This is a genomic window from Rossellomorea yichunensis, assembly GCF_032337515.1.
In the GTDB taxonomy this organism is placed as follows: Bacteria; Bacillota; Bacilli; order Bacillales; family Bacillaceae_B; genus Rossellomorea; species Rossellomorea yichunensis.
The window spans coordinates 101,376-119,940 of sequence record NZ_JAVYAD010000007.1 but is presented as its reverse complement, the minus strand read 5'-3'; the positions used below and the strand labels follow the sequence as shown (position 1 = coordinate 119,940).

General features: G+C 44.4%; 18 protein-coding genes. 10 read left to right on the top strand and 8 right to left on the bottom strand.

Annotation, left to right across the window (positions count from 1 at the left end):
• Positions 1 to 11 precede the first annotated feature (11 nt).
• Both bioA and RSX31_RS18875 read left to right on the top strand, forming a co-directional pair.
• Positions 12 to 1,331: an adenosylmethionine--8-amino-7-oxononanoate transaminase gene (gene bioA / locus RSX31_RS18880; protein WP_315635828.1), complete on the top strand. Its 1,320-nt coding sequence runs from the start codon at positions 12 to 14 to the stop codon at positions 1,329 to 1,331.
• 330 nt (positions 1,332 to 1,661) lie between these two features.
• Complete coding sequence (locus RSX31_RS18875) at positions 1,662 to 1,820, top strand: hypothetical protein (protein WP_315635657.1); 159 nt, start codon at positions 1,662 to 1,664, stop codon at positions 1,818 to 1,820.
• An 89-nt stretch (positions 1,821 to 1,909) separates the two neighbouring features.
• Here RSX31_RS18875 and RSX31_RS18870 read toward each other — a convergent pair whose 3' ends face one another.
• The 7 genes from RSX31_RS18870 to RSX31_RS18840 form a co-directional block, all read right to left on the bottom strand.
• Positions 1,910 to 3,229, bottom strand: coding sequence for a (Fe-S)-binding protein (locus tag RSX31_RS18870; protein WP_315635656.1), 1,320 nt, complete (start codon positions 3,227 to 3,229; stop codon positions 1,910 to 1,912).
• Complete coding sequence (gene glcD / locus RSX31_RS18865; protein WP_315635655.1) at positions 3,226 to 4,638, bottom strand: glycolate oxidase subunit GlcD; 1,413 nt, start codon at positions 4,636 to 4,638, stop codon at positions 3,226 to 3,228. Before glcD ends, RSX31_RS18870 begins: the two co-directional genes overlap by 4 nt.
• 99 nt (positions 4,639 to 4,737) lie before the next feature.
• Positions 4,738 to 5,517 (bottom strand): N-acetylmuramic acid 6-phosphate etherase, encoded by a 780-nt coding sequence (gene murQ / locus RSX31_RS18860; RefSeq protein ID WP_315635654.1) that lies wholly within the window; start codon positions 5,515 to 5,517, stop codon positions 4,738 to 4,740.
• A gap of 142 nt (positions 5,518 to 5,659) precedes the next feature.
• Positions 5,660 to 6,817 (bottom strand): anhydro-N-acetylmuramic acid kinase AnmK, encoded by a 1,158-nt coding sequence (gene anmK / locus RSX31_RS18855; RefSeq protein ID WP_315635653.1) that lies wholly within the window; start codon positions 6,815 to 6,817, stop codon positions 5,660 to 5,662.
• Positions 6,810 to 7,724, bottom strand: a complete 915-nt coding sequence (locus RSX31_RS18850; RefSeq protein WP_315635652.1) for a BadF/BadG/BcrA/BcrD ATPase family protein — start codon at positions 7,722 to 7,724, stop codon at positions 6,810 to 6,812. The genes anmK and RSX31_RS18850 overlap by 8 nt, the downstream gene beginning before the upstream one ends.
• A gap of 16 nt (positions 7,725 to 7,740) precedes the next feature.
• The gene (locus tag RSX31_RS18845) at positions 7,741 to 8,829 is read right to left on the bottom strand and encodes a DUF871 domain-containing protein (protein WP_315635651.1); all 1,089 of its coding nucleotides are present in this window, start codon (positions 8,827 to 8,829) and stop codon (positions 7,741 to 7,743) included.
• An 18-nt stretch (positions 8,830 to 8,847) separates the two neighbouring features.
• Positions 8,848 to 9,180, bottom strand: coding sequence for a PTS lactose/cellobiose transporter subunit IIA (locus RSX31_RS18840; protein WP_315635650.1), 333 nt, complete (start codon positions 9,178 to 9,180; stop codon positions 8,848 to 8,850).
• Between the two features lie 160 nt (positions 9,181 to 9,340).
• Here RSX31_RS18840 and RSX31_RS18835 point away from each other — a divergent pair, with 160 nt between their 5' ends.
• The 7 genes from RSX31_RS18835 (at position 9,341) to RSX31_RS18805 (ending at position 15,530) form a co-directional block, all read left to right on the top strand.
• Positions 9,341 to 10,207, top strand: coding sequence for a MurR/RpiR family transcriptional regulator (locus RSX31_RS18835; RefSeq protein ID WP_315635649.1), 867 nt, complete (start codon positions 9,341 to 9,343; stop codon positions 10,205 to 10,207).
• A gap of 2 nt (positions 10,208 to 10,209) precedes the next feature.
• Positions 10,210 to 10,515, top strand: a complete 306-nt coding sequence (locus RSX31_RS18830; RefSeq protein WP_044339788.1) for a PTS sugar transporter subunit IIB — start codon at positions 10,210 to 10,212, stop codon at positions 10,513 to 10,515.
• A 27-nt stretch (positions 10,516 to 10,542) separates the two neighbouring features.
• Positions 10,543 to 11,823, top strand: a complete 1,281-nt coding sequence (locus tag RSX31_RS18825; RefSeq protein ID WP_315635648.1) for a PTS sugar transporter subunit IIC — start codon at positions 10,543 to 10,545, stop codon at positions 11,821 to 11,823.
• 229 nt (positions 11,824 to 12,052) lie between these two features.
• Positions 12,053 to 12,343 carry a hypothetical protein gene (locus tag RSX31_RS18820; protein ID WP_148968039.1) on the top strand — a complete coding sequence of 97 codons (291 nt, stop codon included), beginning with the start codon at positions 12,053 to 12,055 and terminating at the stop codon, positions 12,341 to 12,343.
• Between the two features lie 19 nt (positions 12,344 to 12,362).
• Entirely contained in the window at positions 12,363 to 13,694 is a 1,332-nt protein-coding gene (locus tag RSX31_RS18815; RefSeq protein ID WP_315635647.1) for a 6-phospho-beta-glucosidase, read from the top strand.
• A 343-nt stretch (positions 13,695 to 14,037) separates the two neighbouring features.
• A complete protein-coding gene (locus RSX31_RS18810) occupies positions 14,038 to 14,961 on the top strand; it encodes a DMT family transporter (RefSeq protein ID WP_148968042.1) in 924 nt (307 codons plus the stop codon).
• A 38-nt stretch (positions 14,962 to 14,999) separates the two neighbouring features.
• Positions 15,000 to 15,530, top strand: coding sequence for a cysteine dioxygenase (locus RSX31_RS18805; RefSeq protein ID WP_262372405.1), 531 nt, complete (start codon positions 15,000 to 15,002; stop codon positions 15,528 to 15,530).
• A gap of 42 nt (positions 15,531 to 15,572) precedes the next feature.
• Here RSX31_RS18805 and RSX31_RS18800 read toward each other — a convergent pair whose 3' ends face one another.
• Entirely contained in the window at positions 15,573 to 17,129 is a 1,557-nt protein-coding gene (locus RSX31_RS18800; RefSeq protein WP_315635646.1) for a glycoside hydrolase family 10 protein, read from the bottom strand.
• 313 nt (positions 17,130 to 17,442) lie between these two features.
• Between RSX31_RS18800 and mnmH the strand changes: the two genes are divergently transcribed.
• Positions 17,443 to 18,495, top strand: coding sequence for a tRNA 2-selenouridine(34) synthase MnmH (gene mnmH, locus RSX31_RS18795; RefSeq protein ID WP_148968045.1), 1,053 nt, complete (start codon positions 17,443 to 17,445; stop codon positions 18,493 to 18,495).
• Positions 18,496 to 18,565: the final 70 nt, after the last annotated feature.

Here is an 18,565-nt window from a genome sequence, read left to right as displayed (position 1 = left end):
GCAGTCAATATATGTGGCTTCCGTTTACACAGATGAAGGATTATGATGAGAACCCGTTGGTGATTGAGAGCGGGGAAGGCGTTTATCTTCGGGACATCTACGGGAACGAATATCTTGATGGCTATTCTTCCCTTTGGCTAAATGTCCATGGTCATCGCAATGAGGAAATCAATCAAGCGATCAAGGATCAGCTTGATAAAATCGCTCACTCTACTTTGCTCGGTGCTACCAATGTTCCATCTATTTTGTTAGCCGAGAAGCTGGTTGAACTTTCTCCGGAGAGATTAGCGAGAGTCTTTTATTCAGACAGCGGTGCAACCTCTGTAGAGATTGCCATTAAAATGGCTTATCAATACTGGCAAAATAAAGGGAAGCCGGAAAAGCAGAAGTTTATCACTCTCCAAAATGCTTACCACGGAGATACAGTCGGTGCGATCAGCGTCGGTAAGGTGGACATTTTTCACAGAGTCTACAAATCTCTTATGTTCGAATCACTCGTTGCTCCGTTCCCGGACGTGGTCCATCATCCTGATTTAGTAGATGAGGAAGAGATTCGAGATCGTGCACTTGAGAAACTGGAAGGGATTCTGAAAGAGAATCACCATGAGATTGCCGGGATGACAGTAGAGTCGTTGATACAGGGTGCTGGCGGCATGAATATTATGCCAAGTGGCTACTTCAAAGGGGTAGAAAAGCTTTGCCGAAAATATGAGGTGCTCCTGATTGTCGATGAAGTGGCTACAGGCTTCGGCCGTACAGGAAAAATGTTCGCTGTTGAGCATGAACAAATCCAGCCGGACATCATGACTGTGGCAAAAGGGATCACCGGAGGATACCTCCCGATTGCAGCAACCCTCACCACCGAAGAAATCTATGAAGCTTTCTATGATGATTACACATCACTGAAAACATTCTTCCACGGTCATTCCTATACAGGGAACCAGCTTGGTTGTGCTGCGGCATTGGCGAATCTGGAGATCTATGAAAGAGAAAATCTGATTGGGAAAGTTCAAGAGAAAGTGAGAATCATTGAATCCCTGTTGGCTCCATTAAAGGATCATCCCCATGTAAGCAGCATTAGGCAGCTTGGGATGATATGCGGCATTGAGCTGGTACAGGATAAAACCGGTAAAATACCGTTCCTGTGGGAAGAAAGAGTAGGCTACCGGACCACCATCAAAATGCGTGAATTGGGTATGCTGACCCGGCCGATCGGAGACACCATCGTCTTCATGCCGCCACTCGCCACAACCGAAGAAGAGCTTGAGAAAATGATACAGATTATGGTCGAAGCCATAGATATCACAACGAAGAGAGCGGTTGGGGTTTAGGGACGGACCTTCAACCACCTGCGCAGCTAATCAAAACGGTAGAGAGAGTAGAGAGAGGGACGGACCTTGGTTGGGTTCGTCTTTTTTGTTTGGTATGGTGGTGGTTTAATAGGTGAAAAAAACGCTGGAAACTAACAGGAGAAATATCGATGGAATTCAACAGTCGAAATATTGTAATTTGTAAGGGGTGCAGAAAAGCGAGAATGTACCTGGTACAAAACCCCTGAATTGTACCAGGTACACACCAAAATAACCACAAATAAGGAAACCATTCCCCCGCCAAAACGTATATATCAATATCCATCACTTTTTATCAAAAGGAGGTCCAAAATGAACAAAACAATCTGGATGAGCGCACCCATAGTCCTCATCGCTGCCATATCTATCTGGCTTACATCAAACGCGACTAATGCCCTTACTCTATTAGCTGCCTATGGTATCATCCTATCCTTTCTCGTCTATTTTTCATTTTTTAAAATCAAAAAATGAAAAAAAGAAGGGACGGACCTCCAATCACCCCACTCAAAACCAAAACGTTGATTTTATAGAATTAGAGTAAATGAAGAGGTCCGTCCCTCTCACTGAATTGCTTCCAATAAAAAGTCTACGATGTGGATTGCACGCATTTTATTGGATAGGCCTTCTCGTTCGATGCCGAGTTTCATTTGGAGGAGGCAGCCCGGGTTTGATGTGATGATGGTGGTTGCCTGGGTTTGTTCGACGTTGTCCATTTTGTGATCGAGGATCTTCATGGACATTTCGGATTCAATGATATTGTAGATTCCGGCTGACCCACAGCAGTGATCGGCTTGCTTCATCTCAACGTAATCAGCACCTTCCACTGATTGAAGGAGGAGCCTTGGTTCCAAAAATGTACGCTGCACGTTTCGCAAGTGACACGAATCCTGATACGTGATTCGTTGAGAGGAAACGTTCAATTTCTTTTTATGAAACTGTAATTCTACAAGAATGGACGAAATGTCTTTGATTTTATTTTTAAACTGAACCGCACGATCTTTCCAATCGGGATCATCTTTCAGTAAGTGATCATAATCGACGAGAAAGGCTCCGCATCCCCCGGCATTGGTGATGATGTAATCGACCCCATCCGCTTCAAATGCCGCAATGTTTCGCTTTGCCAAATCCTTTGCCAAGTCCTTTTCACCGCTATGACCATGCAAGGCTCCGCAACAGGTTTGCGTTTTCGGAATCACGATGTCACAGCCTGCCAGCTGCAATAGTTTCGTAGTGGCATTATTTGTTTCCAGAAACATCGTATCCATTAAACAGCCAGAGAAGAAAGCGACTTTTTTACGAACGTCACCAATCGAGGAAAGAGACGTTGGGCGCCCCTTCATGTCTTTCAGTTTTGGAACTTGAGGAAGTACGCGTTCCATTGTCGCCATGCTTCCCGGAAATAGTTTCATAACCCCCGTCGTATGGACTGCTTTCTGCAACCCTGAGCGTTGGTAGATTCCAAGAAGGTTCGTGACCATTCTCATTCTGTCAGGGTGCGGGAATAATCCTTCAAAAACGGTTTTTCTAAGAACCCGTACAGGAAGCGAGTGTTTTTTATTTTGATTGATGATATCACGTGCCTCTTCTAAAAGGTGTCCGTAGTTCACACCGGATGGACAAACGGGTTCACAGGCTCTGCACCCTAAGCATAGATCCAATGTTCGTTCGACTTCTTCATCGGGTTCGATGACACCGTCTACCACTGCCTTCATTAAGGCAATCCGACCGCGCGGGGAGTGGGATTCTTTAAATCCTGACTCAATATACGTAGGGCAGGAAGGGAGACAGAAACCGCATCTCATACAATTCAATAGTTCATCTTCATCCATGCGGTTTTTAAATTCCTGTTGTATCTTTTGCTTTTCTAGAAGGGTTGTCATCTTGAAATCACCACACGTTTTCTTGATTCTTTCGCGAATACTTTATTCGGATTCATAATGTTGTTCGGATCGAATGATTGCTTGATTATTTTCATGGCCCCGATTCCTTCAGGCCCCAGTTTCCATTCGAGGTAAGGGGCTTTCATCATCCCGACACCGTGTTCTCCGGTGATGGTGCCGCCCAATTCGATGGCATGGGCAAAGATTTCTTCGAATGCCGCTTCCACCCGTTCCATTTCATCATGATCCCGGGCGTCAGTCGCCACCGTCGGGTGAAGGTTTCCGTCCCCGGCATGTCCAAAGGTACAAATCTTCAACTCATAGCGCTCGGAAATATCATTGATCGCTTTCACCATCTTGGCGATTTCAGATCGGGGAACTGTCGCGTCCTCTAAAATCGTCGTCGGTTTGAGACGGGCCAGTGCCGATAAGGCAGAACGACGAGCGGTACGAAGGGCGTCTGCTTCTATTTCTGTTTTGGCTAATTGAACGGATACAGCATTGTTCTGTAAACACACTTCTTCCATTCGTTTCATGTCACGTGCAACCAATTCCGGTGGACCATCCTGTTCGATCAAGAGAACCGCTTTTACATCGGTTGGCAAGCCGATTTTGGCGAAATCCTCGACCACCTCAAGTGTGGGCTGATCTAAAAATTCAAGAGTAGTAGGAATGATACGATTGGCGATGATGCTGGAAACACTTTTGGCCGCTGCTTCAATATCCTGATATAGGGCGAGCATTGTTTGCTTCGTTTCGGGCATGGGAACAAGCTTTAAAGTCGCTTCGGTGATGACACAAAGCGTTCCTTCCGATCCGACAAATAGACGGGTCAGGTCATATCCAGCAACATCTTTCGCAAGCTTCCCCCCGGTACGGATGATGTCTCCATTGGGGAGGACGGCTTCCAATGCCAGCACATAATCGCGGGTTACCCCATATTTCAGTCCTCTCAAACCACCGGAGTTCTCATTGATGTTCCCACCGATCGTTGAGATTTTCATGGAGCTTGGGTCAGGAGGATAGAATAGACCTTTTGCTTCAACTGTATGAATAAGATCCAGGGTCACAACACCAGGCTGGACGGTAACCGTCAGATTCTCCTCGTCCACCTCCAGAACCTTGTTCATATGGGTGAATAAGAGAACAAGTCCGCCTTCAGTAGGGCAAGTGCCAGCACAGAGATTCGTTCCGGACCCCCTCGGGACGATGGGGATGCGATGCTCATTGCATATTTTCACGATTTCTGATACTTCCTCTGCTGAGCGGGGGACGATGACCCCATCAGGCATGGATTGGTAGTTAGGAGTTGCGTCATAGGAATAGACAAGCTTTTCCGCAGGCGTATCCCGGTAATTTTCGTCGCCGACGATTTCGATGAACCGTTTTTTTATGTCAGGAGTGATCATACTAATTTCCACCTTTTTTAACATGTTTTTCAAATCTGGTATAAAACGAGTAAAGAGACGATACCTGACGATGGGTCAAGGTCCGTCCCTCTTATAAGGTTATTTAATTGCGGCTTTGATTGCCGAGCGCAGGTGGCCTTTATGAAGTGTGAGAAGCGTGTAGACTTCTTTTTCTTCGAGACCTGTCAGAAGCGATAGGATGGCAGGTTTGACGCTGCCGTATGTTTCAAGGGCTTCGGTTGCTTGTTGTTCGGAGACGTCTGCTGCTTCCATGATGATGTTGCGCGCTCTGATTTTCAGTTTTGCGTTTGAAGGCATCACGTCGACCATGAGGTTACTGTATACTTTGCCAAGCTTTATCATGGATGCCGTTGTAAGCATATTCAGGATCAGTTTTTGTGCTGTACCTGCTTTCATGCGCGTAGAGCCTGTGACGACTTCCGGACCGACTTCTGCGACGACTGAGTGATCGGCCACTTCACACATAGGGGATTGAGGTGAGCACACAACAGACGCCGTTACAGCACCTCTTGATTTTGCTTCCTTCAAAGCCCCGATCGTATAAGGTGTTCTTCCACTTGCAGCAATGCCTACCACGACATCATTTGCACCGACTTTACGGATGGCGATTTCGTTGCGGCCGCCTTCTTCATCATCCTCGGCACCTTCCAAGGGAAACTGGATGGCTCTTTCACCACCCGCGATGATCCCAATCACCTGGCCGGGATCTGTGCTGAAGGTAGGCGGGCACTCTGATGCATCAAGGATGCCCAGGCGTCCGCTTGTGCCTGCACCTACATAAAGAAGACGTCCGCCATTTTCTAAACCTGAGACGATATCATCCACCAAACGTGCCACAACAGGGATGGTTTTTTCCACAGCGTATGCAACGGTTTGATCTTCACCATTGATTTTTCTAAAATATTTTCCGTGCTTATTGTATCTATGTCCAATGTTTTAGGGTTTCTTGTTTCCGTCAGGATCTTATGAAGGTCCATTTGTACTGTTACCTGCCTTTCATTTATATGGGACGTGGTGTGATGGTGCCTAATATGACAGACTTACCTGCCCCAGTTGCTCCTGGTACGTTGCTTGGATTGCCATGCAGTGTTTCGTTTGCCAGTAGGGCGAAGGCAATCGCTTCTTTCGCATCGGAAGAATAACCGATATCTTCCTGAATAAGAATTCTTAACTCTGGAAGAAGCTCCCGCATCATACGGAGAAGCGTCCCATTATAGCTTCCGCCGCCACCGATGATCACTTCATTTATCGAATGTTCAGGAAGAACGAAATTCTCATATGCATCCGCAATCGTCAGAGCTGTAAAGAAGGTTGCCGTCGCAATCAGGTCTTCTTTTGAAAGACTACCAAACTCGTCAAGGATCCGATTTACGAATACCTCTCCAAAAAGCTCACGCCCCGTTGACTTTGGAGGCTCTTTAAGGAAGAAATCCTTCTCCCATTCCATCCATTTCTGTGCAACGCCTTTGTGGACCGTTCCTTTCGCAGCAATCGCTCCATCCTCGTCAAAAGATAGACCGAATAGTCGCTCACATAATCCATCTATAACCATATTCCCAGGACCAGTATCAAACGCGAATACTTCTTGAAGAGCGCAATCTTTAGGAAGTACGGTCACATTTCCGATGCCCCCAATATTCTGAAGAAGTCTACCCCGGTCTTTTTTCCGGTAGAGAAGGAATTCTGTATAAGGTACAAGTGGTGCCCCTTCACCACCGGCAGCCATATCCATGGAGCGGAAATTGGAGACGACTCTGGTGTTTGTTCGATACGCAATCACGCTCGGCTCACCGATTTGAAGAGTGGAAGGAACCGAATCTTCCGTATGGAAGGGCTGGTGATAGACCGTTTGCCCGTGAGATCCGATAAAGTTTAACTCTTCTACTGAAACGCCAGCCTCCGTACAAACCTTTAAAACAGCATCGGCATACACGTCTCCAAGCTCAAAATGCAAGCTGGAAAGCAGGGGAGTGGACGATTCTGTTACACTCATCACGTCAAAGATCTTCTTTTTGACCTGTGGAGGGAAGGGAGCAGTTGAATAATGAACGAGCTCCACTATTGTATCCTTGCCGCTGCCTTCAATGGATACAAGGGCAGCGTCCACCCCATCCACAGACGTACCGGACATTAATCCGACGGCTAAACACTTACTCATATGACAACCTTCCTTCCCTGATGGCTTCTGTCACATCGACTGCCCCGGTGGCAGGGGAGGTTGAGTCGACGATATAGGCAGCGTCTGGAAAACTCCCTGAAATCATTTCTTTAAAAACGGATTGAACCACCAAATTATGTTCAAGGACACTTCCTTTTAAGGCGATAACCGGTTTCGATGAGACCTGTAGTTTCTCCAATAAGGCAATCGTCTGACGGGCAAGCTGTCCCCCTGCTTTTTTTAATATAAGTAAGGCGGCTTCATTAGCATCCTCAGCTTGCTTGTGAACCACTTTCGCAAGCTTTGCAATTTCACCTTTGGCAGAAGAATAGATAAACCCTTTTAAACCCTTCCCATCACTAGCACCGATTTCGTTTAATATGTCACGTGAGAGAGGGGAAAAGGGGCTACCGGAATCCATCTCCATAGAAATCTGTTTACATGCTTCAATCGCAATATGATAGGCACTGCCTTCGTCACCAAGAAGATGTCCCCAGCCACCGGTTGTTCCTTCCTGTTTCCCGTTTCGTCCATAACAAATCGAACCCGTTCCCGCAATGGTCATTACACCGTTCTGATTCCCGAGTAGACTGAAATAGGCAAGGGTGGCATCATTTAAAAGGATTATAGGCAGGGAAGTCATCCTTTGTAATTCCGTCTTGATTCGATGAGCCAGATTACCAGACTCGGCACCTGCCATCCCGATCACAATATGGGACACCTCTTCAGAAGAAGTGTGATCCAGGCATTGTTGAATAACGGATGAGAGATTGGTTAATGCCTCTTCAAAGGAAACCGTGGGATTACCGTGCCCGGATAAGCTTTGAAACAGGATGTTCTTCTCTAAGTCAAGAACGAGTCCCTGTATTTTCGTCCCGCCTGCATCGATTCCTATTACTCTAGTCATTTAAAGAAACCTCCACTTACTTGGTTTGAAAGGCAAATTTACCCCAAGGCTTCAGGTAATCCAATAAGAAGATTTCTTCTTCGCGGATCCGTCCCACCACATTGGTTTTGCCTGAGTTCTCCATATCTTGAAGCGCTATCTGAAGTTCTCCTGCATACTGGGCATATAGGTCGTTTTCAATCACAATATCGCCCCGTTTAATGTCTGCCGTATTATGTGGAGCAAATTCTCTTCCACGATATTTCACGCGGCTTTGAGTCGAGCGGATCATATAATCAGATACGTCACCACGATAGAAGTGCGGTTCTTCAAAAATAATCGTCTTTTCTAAGTCTGTTGTCGTTTCATGGGTTTCGACTGTAAAGGTAAGCTTCGATGTGTTCAGTTCGCTAAGCAGTTGCATTTCACGTTCAGATGCATAAGCGTTACTGATAATGACATCATCAGTTAACCCTGTGGCAAAAAGGTGCTTCGCCTGAACATCGATCGGAAGGTTCCGGTGCATTTCTAACGTAGGCAAACCTTCCGTGACCGGCCATGGACCGAATGTTGCATCGGAAGAAGAGACAAACGCAGCCGTTCTCATCCCGAAGTCTTTAAACTTTCTACTGCATTCAATAAAGAATGGATAGGATAATCCGGAGTAGCGATGTGGATAGAAGTTATGACATCCAAGCAATTGATCCTTATTCGGTTGATACGTCATGATGTTGTCGATATATTTCGTAGCATTACTCATATTGAGTTCAATTTTCAGATCATATGGGTTATACGACATCATCGATTCTTCATGCCCTGTATACCCGAGATCAAGGCGGATACCGTGAGCCCCGAGATCCGCAAAAAAGGATAAATCATCATACGAGATGTTCAGTTCTTTGAAAATGCGTGGACTGATGTCAGCGATGACTTCCATATTTTTTTGACGGGCAAACTTAATCGTTTCTTTAAAATTCGAGATGATCCCAACCTTGTCACCCTCTACTGATAATAAACAGGTGAACACACGCTTAAAACCGTAAGACGCAGCCAGTGCCAGATATTCTTTATCCATTTCGGTCGTGGAATGGTTCGGGTATATTGAAACTCCCAGTCTTTTACTCATTGATATGCCTCCTTAGAATTAGTTGTTTTCAAGTTTTTCTATTCTTTTTAACAAGGGAATCATTTGTTCGATCAACGAGATTTCACTGATAGAGGTCATCAAGTGGTCCTGGGCATGAATCATCAGAAGTGATTTTTCGAAATTCTCCCCATTGATTTCAGCCTGAATGAGACTCGTTTGCGTTTTGTGAGCTTTGTTCAGTTCAGCATGTGCTGTTTTCAGCATCTCTTCAGCTTCATCAAACTTACCTTCATGTGCCTTAGCCAGTGCCTCATATGCGGTGCTTTTGGCATTCCCGCCGTTTGATATAATTTCAAAAATCTCCATTTCTACGTTGCGTACCTCTGCCATTGTGTATTCCTCCTCATTCCTGTTTAGAACTGGTTTCTACTAGAATAGTAAAATAAAAGTTTAAATATTTTAAAATAATATTGAAATTTAATTTCATTATCGCATATAATCATATTAAACTGAAAGCCTTTTCAAGACAATCATTTTTTTGGAGGTGACTATGACGGAATTTCAAGTTTTAAAACACATCAAAAGTCAGATGGAGAGCTACACCCCGTCTGAAATTGCGGTTGCTCAATATGTGTTGGAGTTTCCTGAGAAAGTAATGGAAATGACTACAAAGCAACTCTCACAATCATGCGGGAGCAGTGAAGCGGCCATCATCCGGTTCTGCAAACGAATCGGAATCAATAGTTTCAGCGGTCTGAAGATCGAACTGGCCAAAAGCACGAATAGTGAAGAAACAAAGAGTCATGACATCAATACACTCCTCCATTTTGAAGATAATATTGAAACCGTATTCAACAAAGTACTGGTGAACACCTATCAAGCGATCAAGAACACGGAAAAGCTTTTTTCCATAGATGAACTGGATCGGGCTGTGAACGCGTTCCATAAAGCTGAAAGGGTATACCTGTATGGAGTAGGCGGTTCTGCTGTAGTAGCGGAGGACTTTACGCAAAAGCTGTTACGACTGAACTATCTCGCATTTCAAGCAAGTGATATCCATGTGCAAATGATGATGGCCGCAAACTTAACCGAGAGAGACGTTCTCTTCGTCGTCTCCACATCGGGTCAGACAAAGGAAATACTGAGGCTCATGAACGTAGCTCAAGAAAAAGGGGCCACTATCGTTCTATTGACACAGCATGGGAAATCCCCGGCAAGAAAGCTCGCTGATATCGTCTTGACGATTTCCGAGGAAGAACACAATATCAGAATCGGGACCATGACGGCAAGAATTGCTCAACTCGTTGTGATTGATGCTTTATTCGTCGCTTTATGCATGAAAAAAGGACATGGCGTTTACGAGCAAATTATTCATACACATGAAGTAGTTCAAAGGATGAAAGAGGAGGAAGAGTAGAAATGAGAGTATTATTCGTATGTTCAGGTGGAATGTCCAGCGCAATTGTCGTGAATGCACTGAAAAAAGAAGGGGACAAAGCAGGGATTGAGATGGAAGTCCATGCAATCGGTACTGGTGAAGTATCCGAGGAGATATCCAAGGGATGGGATGTTTGTATGGTAGCACCGCAAATCAGACACCGTTTTGATCAAGTGAAAAAAGCCGCTGATGAAGCGAATGTTCCTTGTGGTCCGATTCCTCCACAAGCGTACACGCCACTTGGTGGTCCTACTTTACTGAAAACAGTAAAAGAATTAACCAACTAATTTAATAGGAAACAAGGGGGTACAAACATGCAAAAGTTTGTGAATTTTCTAGAGAACAACTTGTCAGGTCCAATGGCCCGGCTCTCTGAACAAAGGCATTTGCAAGCAATCCGGGATGGGGTTATTTCAGCACTGCCATTTATTATCGTCGGTTCATTTTTCCTGATCTTGGCTTTTCCACCGCTTCCTGATGGCGGAATATTCGGAGACATCAAACAGTGGGCCGCTGACAACATCGTCGAAATCCTGATTCCTTATCGACTGACCATGTTTATCATGTCACTCTATATAGCCTTCGGGATAGGATACAACCTCTCGAAAAGCTATAACCTGGATCCATTATCCGGTGCACAAATTTCAGTGGCAGCACTTCTACTAACGATTACACCTAAAGTAATGGACGGAGAAGGCTGGGTCCTGCCAATGACGAACCTTGGGGGTCACGGATTGTTCGTCGCCATGGTCGTCTCGATTCTGGCAGTTGAAATTTTGCGGTTCTGTAAAACGAAAAACATTACGATCAAAATGCCAGAGCAAGTACCGGCATCTGTATCAAGAAGCTTTGAAGCACTTATTCCTGTAGCGATTGTTATCATTTTGGTTTCATCCATCACAGTTTTAGCTGGAGTCGACCTCCATCATATAGTCGGTGTCGCTGTTGCTCCATTGGTTACAGCAGGTGACAGTATTTTCGGAGTATTGGTTCCAGTATTCCTTATAGATTTCTTCTGGTCATTCGGAATTCATGGTGTATCAGTTGTAGGAACGGTAGCACGTCCGCTTTGGGAAGTATTCCTTGTGAACAATGCTGATGCTGTTGCCAGTGGCAATCCGATTCCACATATCGCTCCAGAAACGTTCTATCAGTGGTTCATTTGGATTGGTGGATCGGGAGCAACTCTTGGATTGGTTCTTGCTATGGTCTTCTTTGCACGTTCGAAATACTTGAAAGCACTGGGGAAAACATGTCTAGTTCCAGGTGTATTCAATATTAATGAGCCTATCATCTTTGGAGCTCCAATCGTATTGAATCCGATACTAATCATACCTTTCATCACGGTCCCTTTAATAACGGCAACAATTTCGTATGTGGCAACGACAGTCGGATTAGTGTCACCAACTTACATCATGCCGCCATGGACTCTTCCTGCACCGATAGGAGCTTACCTGGCAACCGGTGGTGACTGGAGAGCGATCGTCATGGTTCTGATCAATATCGGAATTTCCTTCGCAATCTACTTCCCATTCTTAAAGATGTACGATAAAAAAATGTTAAAAATGGAAGAAAACGAGCAACAAGCGGCGTAGAAAAGCGGAGGGGCTTTGCCCAGAGGCGACAAGCATAAGCTAAGCCGGCATGAAGGTTGCAGTTTAACCTTCTTGACGGATTAGCTTATGACCTCGAGCCTCTAAGCCCCGTAGCTGGACAAGTAGAAAAGCGGAGGGGCTTTGCCTCCAGCAAAATACGATCATATCAAAAAGCAGAAGTGGGGGTCCTAGGATTCCCACTTCTTCATTAGCATTAGGAGTGATTCAAATGACAGAAACGGTTGTCCCGAAGAGAATCGGTTTTAGAAGTGTGTTTGTTCTTCTAATCTCCGTATCCATCGGACTTTTACTTCTTTCCAAACCTTTGATGAGTGCGGGACTCGCAAAGGATTGGAGCGTATTTTTAGCAACAGGGATTTCGGCTTCGATTGGACTTTCATTTGTTCTTTTGAAAATTGAAGGTCCCGTTGAGGATGCTTCTGTTAAAAGGAAGCGCGTTTTATTAGCAGTAGTTGTAAGTTTCTTAATAAGCTTTATTTTGGCCTTTGTTGCAAAGTAATCTCGGGGAGGCATTCACAATGAAAAAAGGAATCAAGGTTGTTACGATCGGCGGGGGTTCAAGCTATACTCCCGAGTTCGTTGAAGGACTGATCAAGCGTTATGATGAGCTTCCAGTGAGTGAGCTGTGGCTGGTGGATATTGAAGCAGGGAAAGAAAAACTTACTATAGTCGGGAATTTAGCGAAAAGAATGGTAGAAAAAGCTGGGGTTCCCATGGGAATTCACCTTACACTGGACCGGAAAGAAGCGCTCGCAGATGCTGATTTTGTCACGACTCAAATGAGAGTCGGACAACTAAAAGCGAGAATTCAAGATGAGAGGCTTCCAATCAAGTACGGGATGATCGGCCAGGAAACGAATGGAGCCGGGGGATTGTTCAAGGGAATGAGGACGATTCCTGTTCTGCTTGAAATCGCTGATGAAATGCAGGAGCTTTGCCCGGACGCCTGGTTGATCAATTTTACGAATCCTGCAGGTATGGTGACAGAGGCTTTATTGCGTTACGGGTCACATCCTAAGGTCATAGGCGTATGTAATCTTCCCATTAATACGAGAATGACACTGGCCAAGCTTCTAAATGTGGAGGTAGAACGACTCCATATCGATTTCGCAGGATTGAATCATATGGTGTACGGATTGGATGTTTTGGTGGACGGTGAGTCAGTTTTAGAGGACGTTCTGGAAATGATGAGTAACCCTGACAAGCAGGTCAGCATGAGGAATATTGCGCCGCTTCCATGGGAACCGGAGTTCAGTAAGAGCCTAGGAATCATCCCATGTCCCTATCACCGTTATTTTTATAAAACAAGTGATATTTTAGAAAAGCAGCTAGAAGAATTCAAGACGGGGACCACCAGGGCAGAAGTGGTTCAGCAATTAGAAAATGAACTTTTTGAACTTTACAAGGATGAAAACCTAGATATCAAGCCTCCACAGCTTGAACAAAGGGGAGGGGCTTATTACAGCGATGCGGCTTGTAATCTCATCTCATCCATTTATAATGATCGCTGTGACATTCAAACCCTGAATGTCCGCAATGACGGAGCGATCAGTGATCTACCACGTGGATCTGCTGTGGAAGTGAACTGCGTCGTTACAAAATCTGGTCCTAAGCCGATTGTAGTCGGTGAGCTGCCGGTGGCTGTGAGTGGACTTGTTCATCAAATTAAATCATTTGAACGGGTTGCTGCGGAAGCATCGGTAACAGGGTCCTATGAGAAAGCGATGCTTGCCATGACGATCAATCCGTTGGTGACGAGTGATGTGAAGGCGAAGCTACTGCTGGATGAAATGCTTGAGGTACATAAAGAGTATTTACCGCAGTTTCGTGAGCGATTTAGCCATAGTTAAGTTAGGAGAGTGTCTCAAATTGTGATTTGGGGCACTTTTTTTGTGTGGATTGTCGAGTAGAATGGGGGTTGGAAGTAATTTTGGTAGAGATATTATCGACTTTAAGGATATATTATCGCGTTTGGCATGTTTATTAACGACTTTAAGGATATATCATCGACTTTGGATCGATAAGCGATGCTCAAGCGGGGCAGGATCCAACTTATTTTCACCTTCCCAAATTAATTTTTCAAGACCGCCTAACTCATCCAACCCACACCAAATTCCACCACAATCCCCACATCTTTCCCCCGGACGAGCATACCATGATACAAAGACCCTTTTCCGAAAGGATACCACGCCTATGATTCCAGTTAAAACAAAGATTGCCGCCTCATTATATGCCACGATGTCAATCAGCTTTTGGGGCATATCATTTGTATCAACGAAAGCAGTGTTGGACACCCTCGACCCGTATACACTGCTCGTTCTCCGGTTTGCGATCGGAGCTCTGTTTCTGCTCTTGCTCTTACTTTTAAAAAGTTATCGACTCACCATTCCGATCAGATATATCCCTCACCTGATAGTGTTGGGGGTACTTGGCGTCTTCGTTCATCAGGTGATCCAGGCGACGGCCCTCCTTACAATTGATGCATCATCCGCAGGCTGGATGATTTCATTTTCTCCCGTATTCACCGTAATACTCTCCATGATTTTTTTACATGAAAAAATGACAGTACCAAAAGCGCTAGGAATGATTATAGCAATTACTGGCGTTCTGATGGTGACCACAGCGAGGAGCGGGCAGTCTATCGGATTTGCCGTTAACATCGGTTATATCCTGATGATCCTCAGTACCTTAAATTGGGCCATTTACTCAGTGTTGCTGAAAAAACTACGTATCGAGCTGCCATCCCTCGTCATCACCTTTTATATGAGTCTACTGGGTTTCAGCTTAACCATCCCTTTTCTTATCCGAAACCGGGGCTGGGAAGGCATTTCTCTTCTATCCAATGTGGAATGGGCCCACTTGATGTTCCTCGGTGTATTTGTATCAGGTATTGCGTACTGGTACTGGGGAAGAGCACTTGAGGTATTAGATGCGTCAAAGGTGTCGATGTTTCTCTATTTAGAGCCCGTTACCACACTCATTGCGGCAATCCTTCTCCTGCACGAGAAGATTTTTTTCATAACGATACTGGGTGGAGTCATAATTATAATAGGGGTCGTGATTGTAAACGGCCAGTTGATTTCTGTTTTCCATCGGTTTCTATGGAGGAAACGATAACACAGGGAGGAATCGCGGTGACCTTAAGGGAACGGATAATGGATAGATTGGATGAATTGACCACCCCTTCCACGAAAGACCTTAAAGAAGTCTTGCAGTCTCTTCAAATAAGTCTCGATGATTTACAGCCATACTTACAGTCTCCGGGGGGTAAGCCATATTATCGAAAGCTCCTTTATCAAAATGAAGTAGCAGAGCTTCTGGTGATGAATTGGTCCGACATGGAATGTGCTCCACATGATCATGGGGACTCAAGGGGATGGATCCAAGTTCTGAGCGGGACTTCAGTCAATACAATCTTTGAAGTAAAAGAGAACCAGCTTCCACAGGAGATATTTGATCGCGAATATAGGGAAGGTTCTTTCTTTTTTGCACCGAAAAAAGGTGTTCACAAAATGAAGAAAGGGAGAGGGGAAGACCTGGTGACCCTCCATCTCTATTCTCCGCCCATTCAGGGTATGATGGTGTACGACTTGGAAAAATGTGCTGCCTGTGTGGTTTCGGAAGAATGTGGGGCATGGTGGCCGGACCATATCAGGCAAAAGGTAAAGGAAATGCAGTTGAAGTAAAAAAGAGAGTTTCTCCATAGCGGAGAAACTCTCTTTCTATCATTATCGTACTCTTACCCGTACTGTTTTGGCATCCTTACTTTCCACACCTGTGGGAGAAACGGAGGTAACTCCATATGTGTACATTCCAGCTTCTTCAGCTGAAGTATCTTCATATGTTGTAAGCCCTTCTTGAGAATACACGACATCCACAATGTTAGCTGGATTCTCGTAATCTCCTTCTTTTACGCCATCAAAGCGATAGATGACATATTTCCTTGCATCGGTATGCTTCTTATCATCTATCTTTATCGTGATACCTTCTTTATGTTTATCTGCTTTCACCTTGTTCGGTTTCTTTGGAAGTGTTTCATTGTTCCAAGGAGTGGCAGGGGTTAAAGCATGCTCGGTGTAAACCTCGTTACGTATAATATCGGCGTAACCAAGCGGGTTTTCAAATATTTGTTTGAGAGAGAAATGCATTTGCCCAAGTGGCGTTCCATTTTCACGGTTGTCCATTATTTGTTCTGGAAGCTCGTATGGATTGAACCATTCCTGGTCAAAATTGTCCCCTACTTTATAGTCAGCCATCCCTATATAAAGATTAACAGGATGATTGTACGCATACTCATTCACTTCCTGACTCCACCAATCTAATAGAACGGAGTAGTTGGCAACAGCCAGATTCCTGGACCAATAGATTTGAGGGGTAATATAGTCAATGCTTCCATCCTTGATCCATTGACGCGTGTCTGCATACAGATCGTCATAATTCGTTTGTCCCGCTTGTGTATCGCTTCCAGTCGGGTCATCAGCAATGTTTCTCCATACTCCAAATGGGGAAATCCCGAATTGTACCCATTCTTTAATGTCTTTAATGGCTGAATTGATGTCAGCTACTAGTACATCAACGTTATTTCGTCTCCAATCTTCAATATCGTCAAAAGAGTTACCATATTTCTCGTATGTATCTTGATCTGGGAAGGTTTCTCCTGCAATTCGGTAAGGATAAAAGTAATCGTCCATGTGAACGGCTTCGATATTATAATGACTCACTAATTCTTCAACTGTATCAATCAAGTATTCCTGTACTTCAGGTATACCCGGGTCTAAATAATATTGTTTGCCATATTTCACTACCCATTCAGGATGAAGCTTGGCTACGTTATTATCTGCAAGTGACTCGATCGTTTGATTTGGCATCGTGATTCGATAAGGGTTCACCCATGCATGAACCTCGATTCCGCGCTTATGAGATTCATCGATCATAACCTGAAGTGGATCATATCCCGGATCCGTTCCTTGTTTGTCACCTGTAATGTACTGAGACCAGGGAGCCAGTTCAGAAGGATAAAAGGCATCAACAGTAGGTTTCACCTGATAGATGACCGTATTAAACTTCAACTCTTTCAGTTCATCAAGGGTCTCTTCCACCCAATCCGTATACTCCTGCTTGTCCATTCCGGCTTTCACATCGATGTTTTGAACCGTTGCAATCCATGCTGCACGCATTTCATGTTTGGGCGCCTGAGTTTCCGAAGCTTTTGCTTTTCCTGTAGAAAAAGGAAGAGCAAGCGAGAACAACAAGACGGCCATGATCATGTACTTTACTGCTTTCATCAACAAATCCCCCGCTTTCATTAACTGATTTCTTATAAAAGAAACCGTTTTCATTTTACTGAAATTATACTTCACGAAATTATAAAAAAATGTGAAATAATATTTCTATTTTCATTATAAAGTGTTGCGTTAATATGGTATATAGTACCAACGAGGTAAAAAACTGAATATTCTATCGATAAGAGGGAGGATTTGACTAGATAAATAGTTCTAAAAAGAAAAGAAAGGGAAAGAATGATTACAGAATGTTGCGAACAATCGGGTTGGAGTGGTGGTAAAATAGAAGTTAGAAGTGAAGAGGAGAGTGGATGAAATGTTCAAGGATATAACGATAGATCGATGTGATGTCAATAACTATACATTCGTAGATGTGAGATCTCCTTCTGAATACAGGGAAATGACGATTCCAGGCAGTATAAACATACCGGTCTTCAATGATGAAGAGAGAGCAGAAGTCGGGACTCTATATAAGCAAGTAAGCAAAGAGAGGGCAACGGAACGGGGGCTGGAAATCTTCTCACGAAAACTCCCGGAGTTTATACAAGAGTTTAAGAAACTGGGTGGTGAGATTGTGGTTTTCTGCTGGCGGGGTGGTATGCGAAGCAAAGCGGCTGCCACCTTCCTGGATTTGATGGGTGTGAAAACATCCCGTATTCAAGGAGGAGTCAGGGCGTATCGTCACTGGGTGTTGAATGAACTGGTGACTTTCGAGGTGAAACCTCAAGCCTTTGTGTTAAACGGTGGAACCGGAATTGGCAAAACAGCCATTCTGAAACAGCTTCAAAATGAAGGGTACCCGGTCTTGGATATTGAAACGTTAGCCAACCATCGAGGCTCCATTTTTGGACAAATCGGATTGACACCACGCAATCAGAAAATCTTTGATTCCCTTCTGCTTAAAGACCTGATGGAGCTTCAGGAATCTCCCATAATATTATTTGAAGCAGAAAGCAAACGGATCGGAAAGCTGCTTCTCCCTGACTTTTTAGTAAAGAAAAAAGAGAGCGGTTTCCATATCTTTATTGAGATGCCAATGGAAGAGAGAGTCAATCATATTTTAAATGAATACCGTTTACATGAGCATCATGATGAATTTGCAGAAGCGTTTAGGTGTATCAAGAGACGAATACATAGCCCGATTGCCAATCAAATAGAGGACGAGCTGAAAGAGAAGAACTATAAGCGGATTTTAGAGCTTTTATTGGAATACTATTATGATCCAAGATACTACCATACTGCGAGTCAGTATCCTGGAGATAAAAAGGTGACGATAAAAGCGTCTTCTATTGAAGAGGCATGCGAAGAAGTGAAGGAATTTATCAAAGGAAGCATATCAGTTCATGAAAACCTCAGTTTACAAAGATAGGGTCGGGAAATCATTTGATAGAAAGGGATTGACCGTGTGGTGCACCACATGGTTTATGATTTAGGTGTGA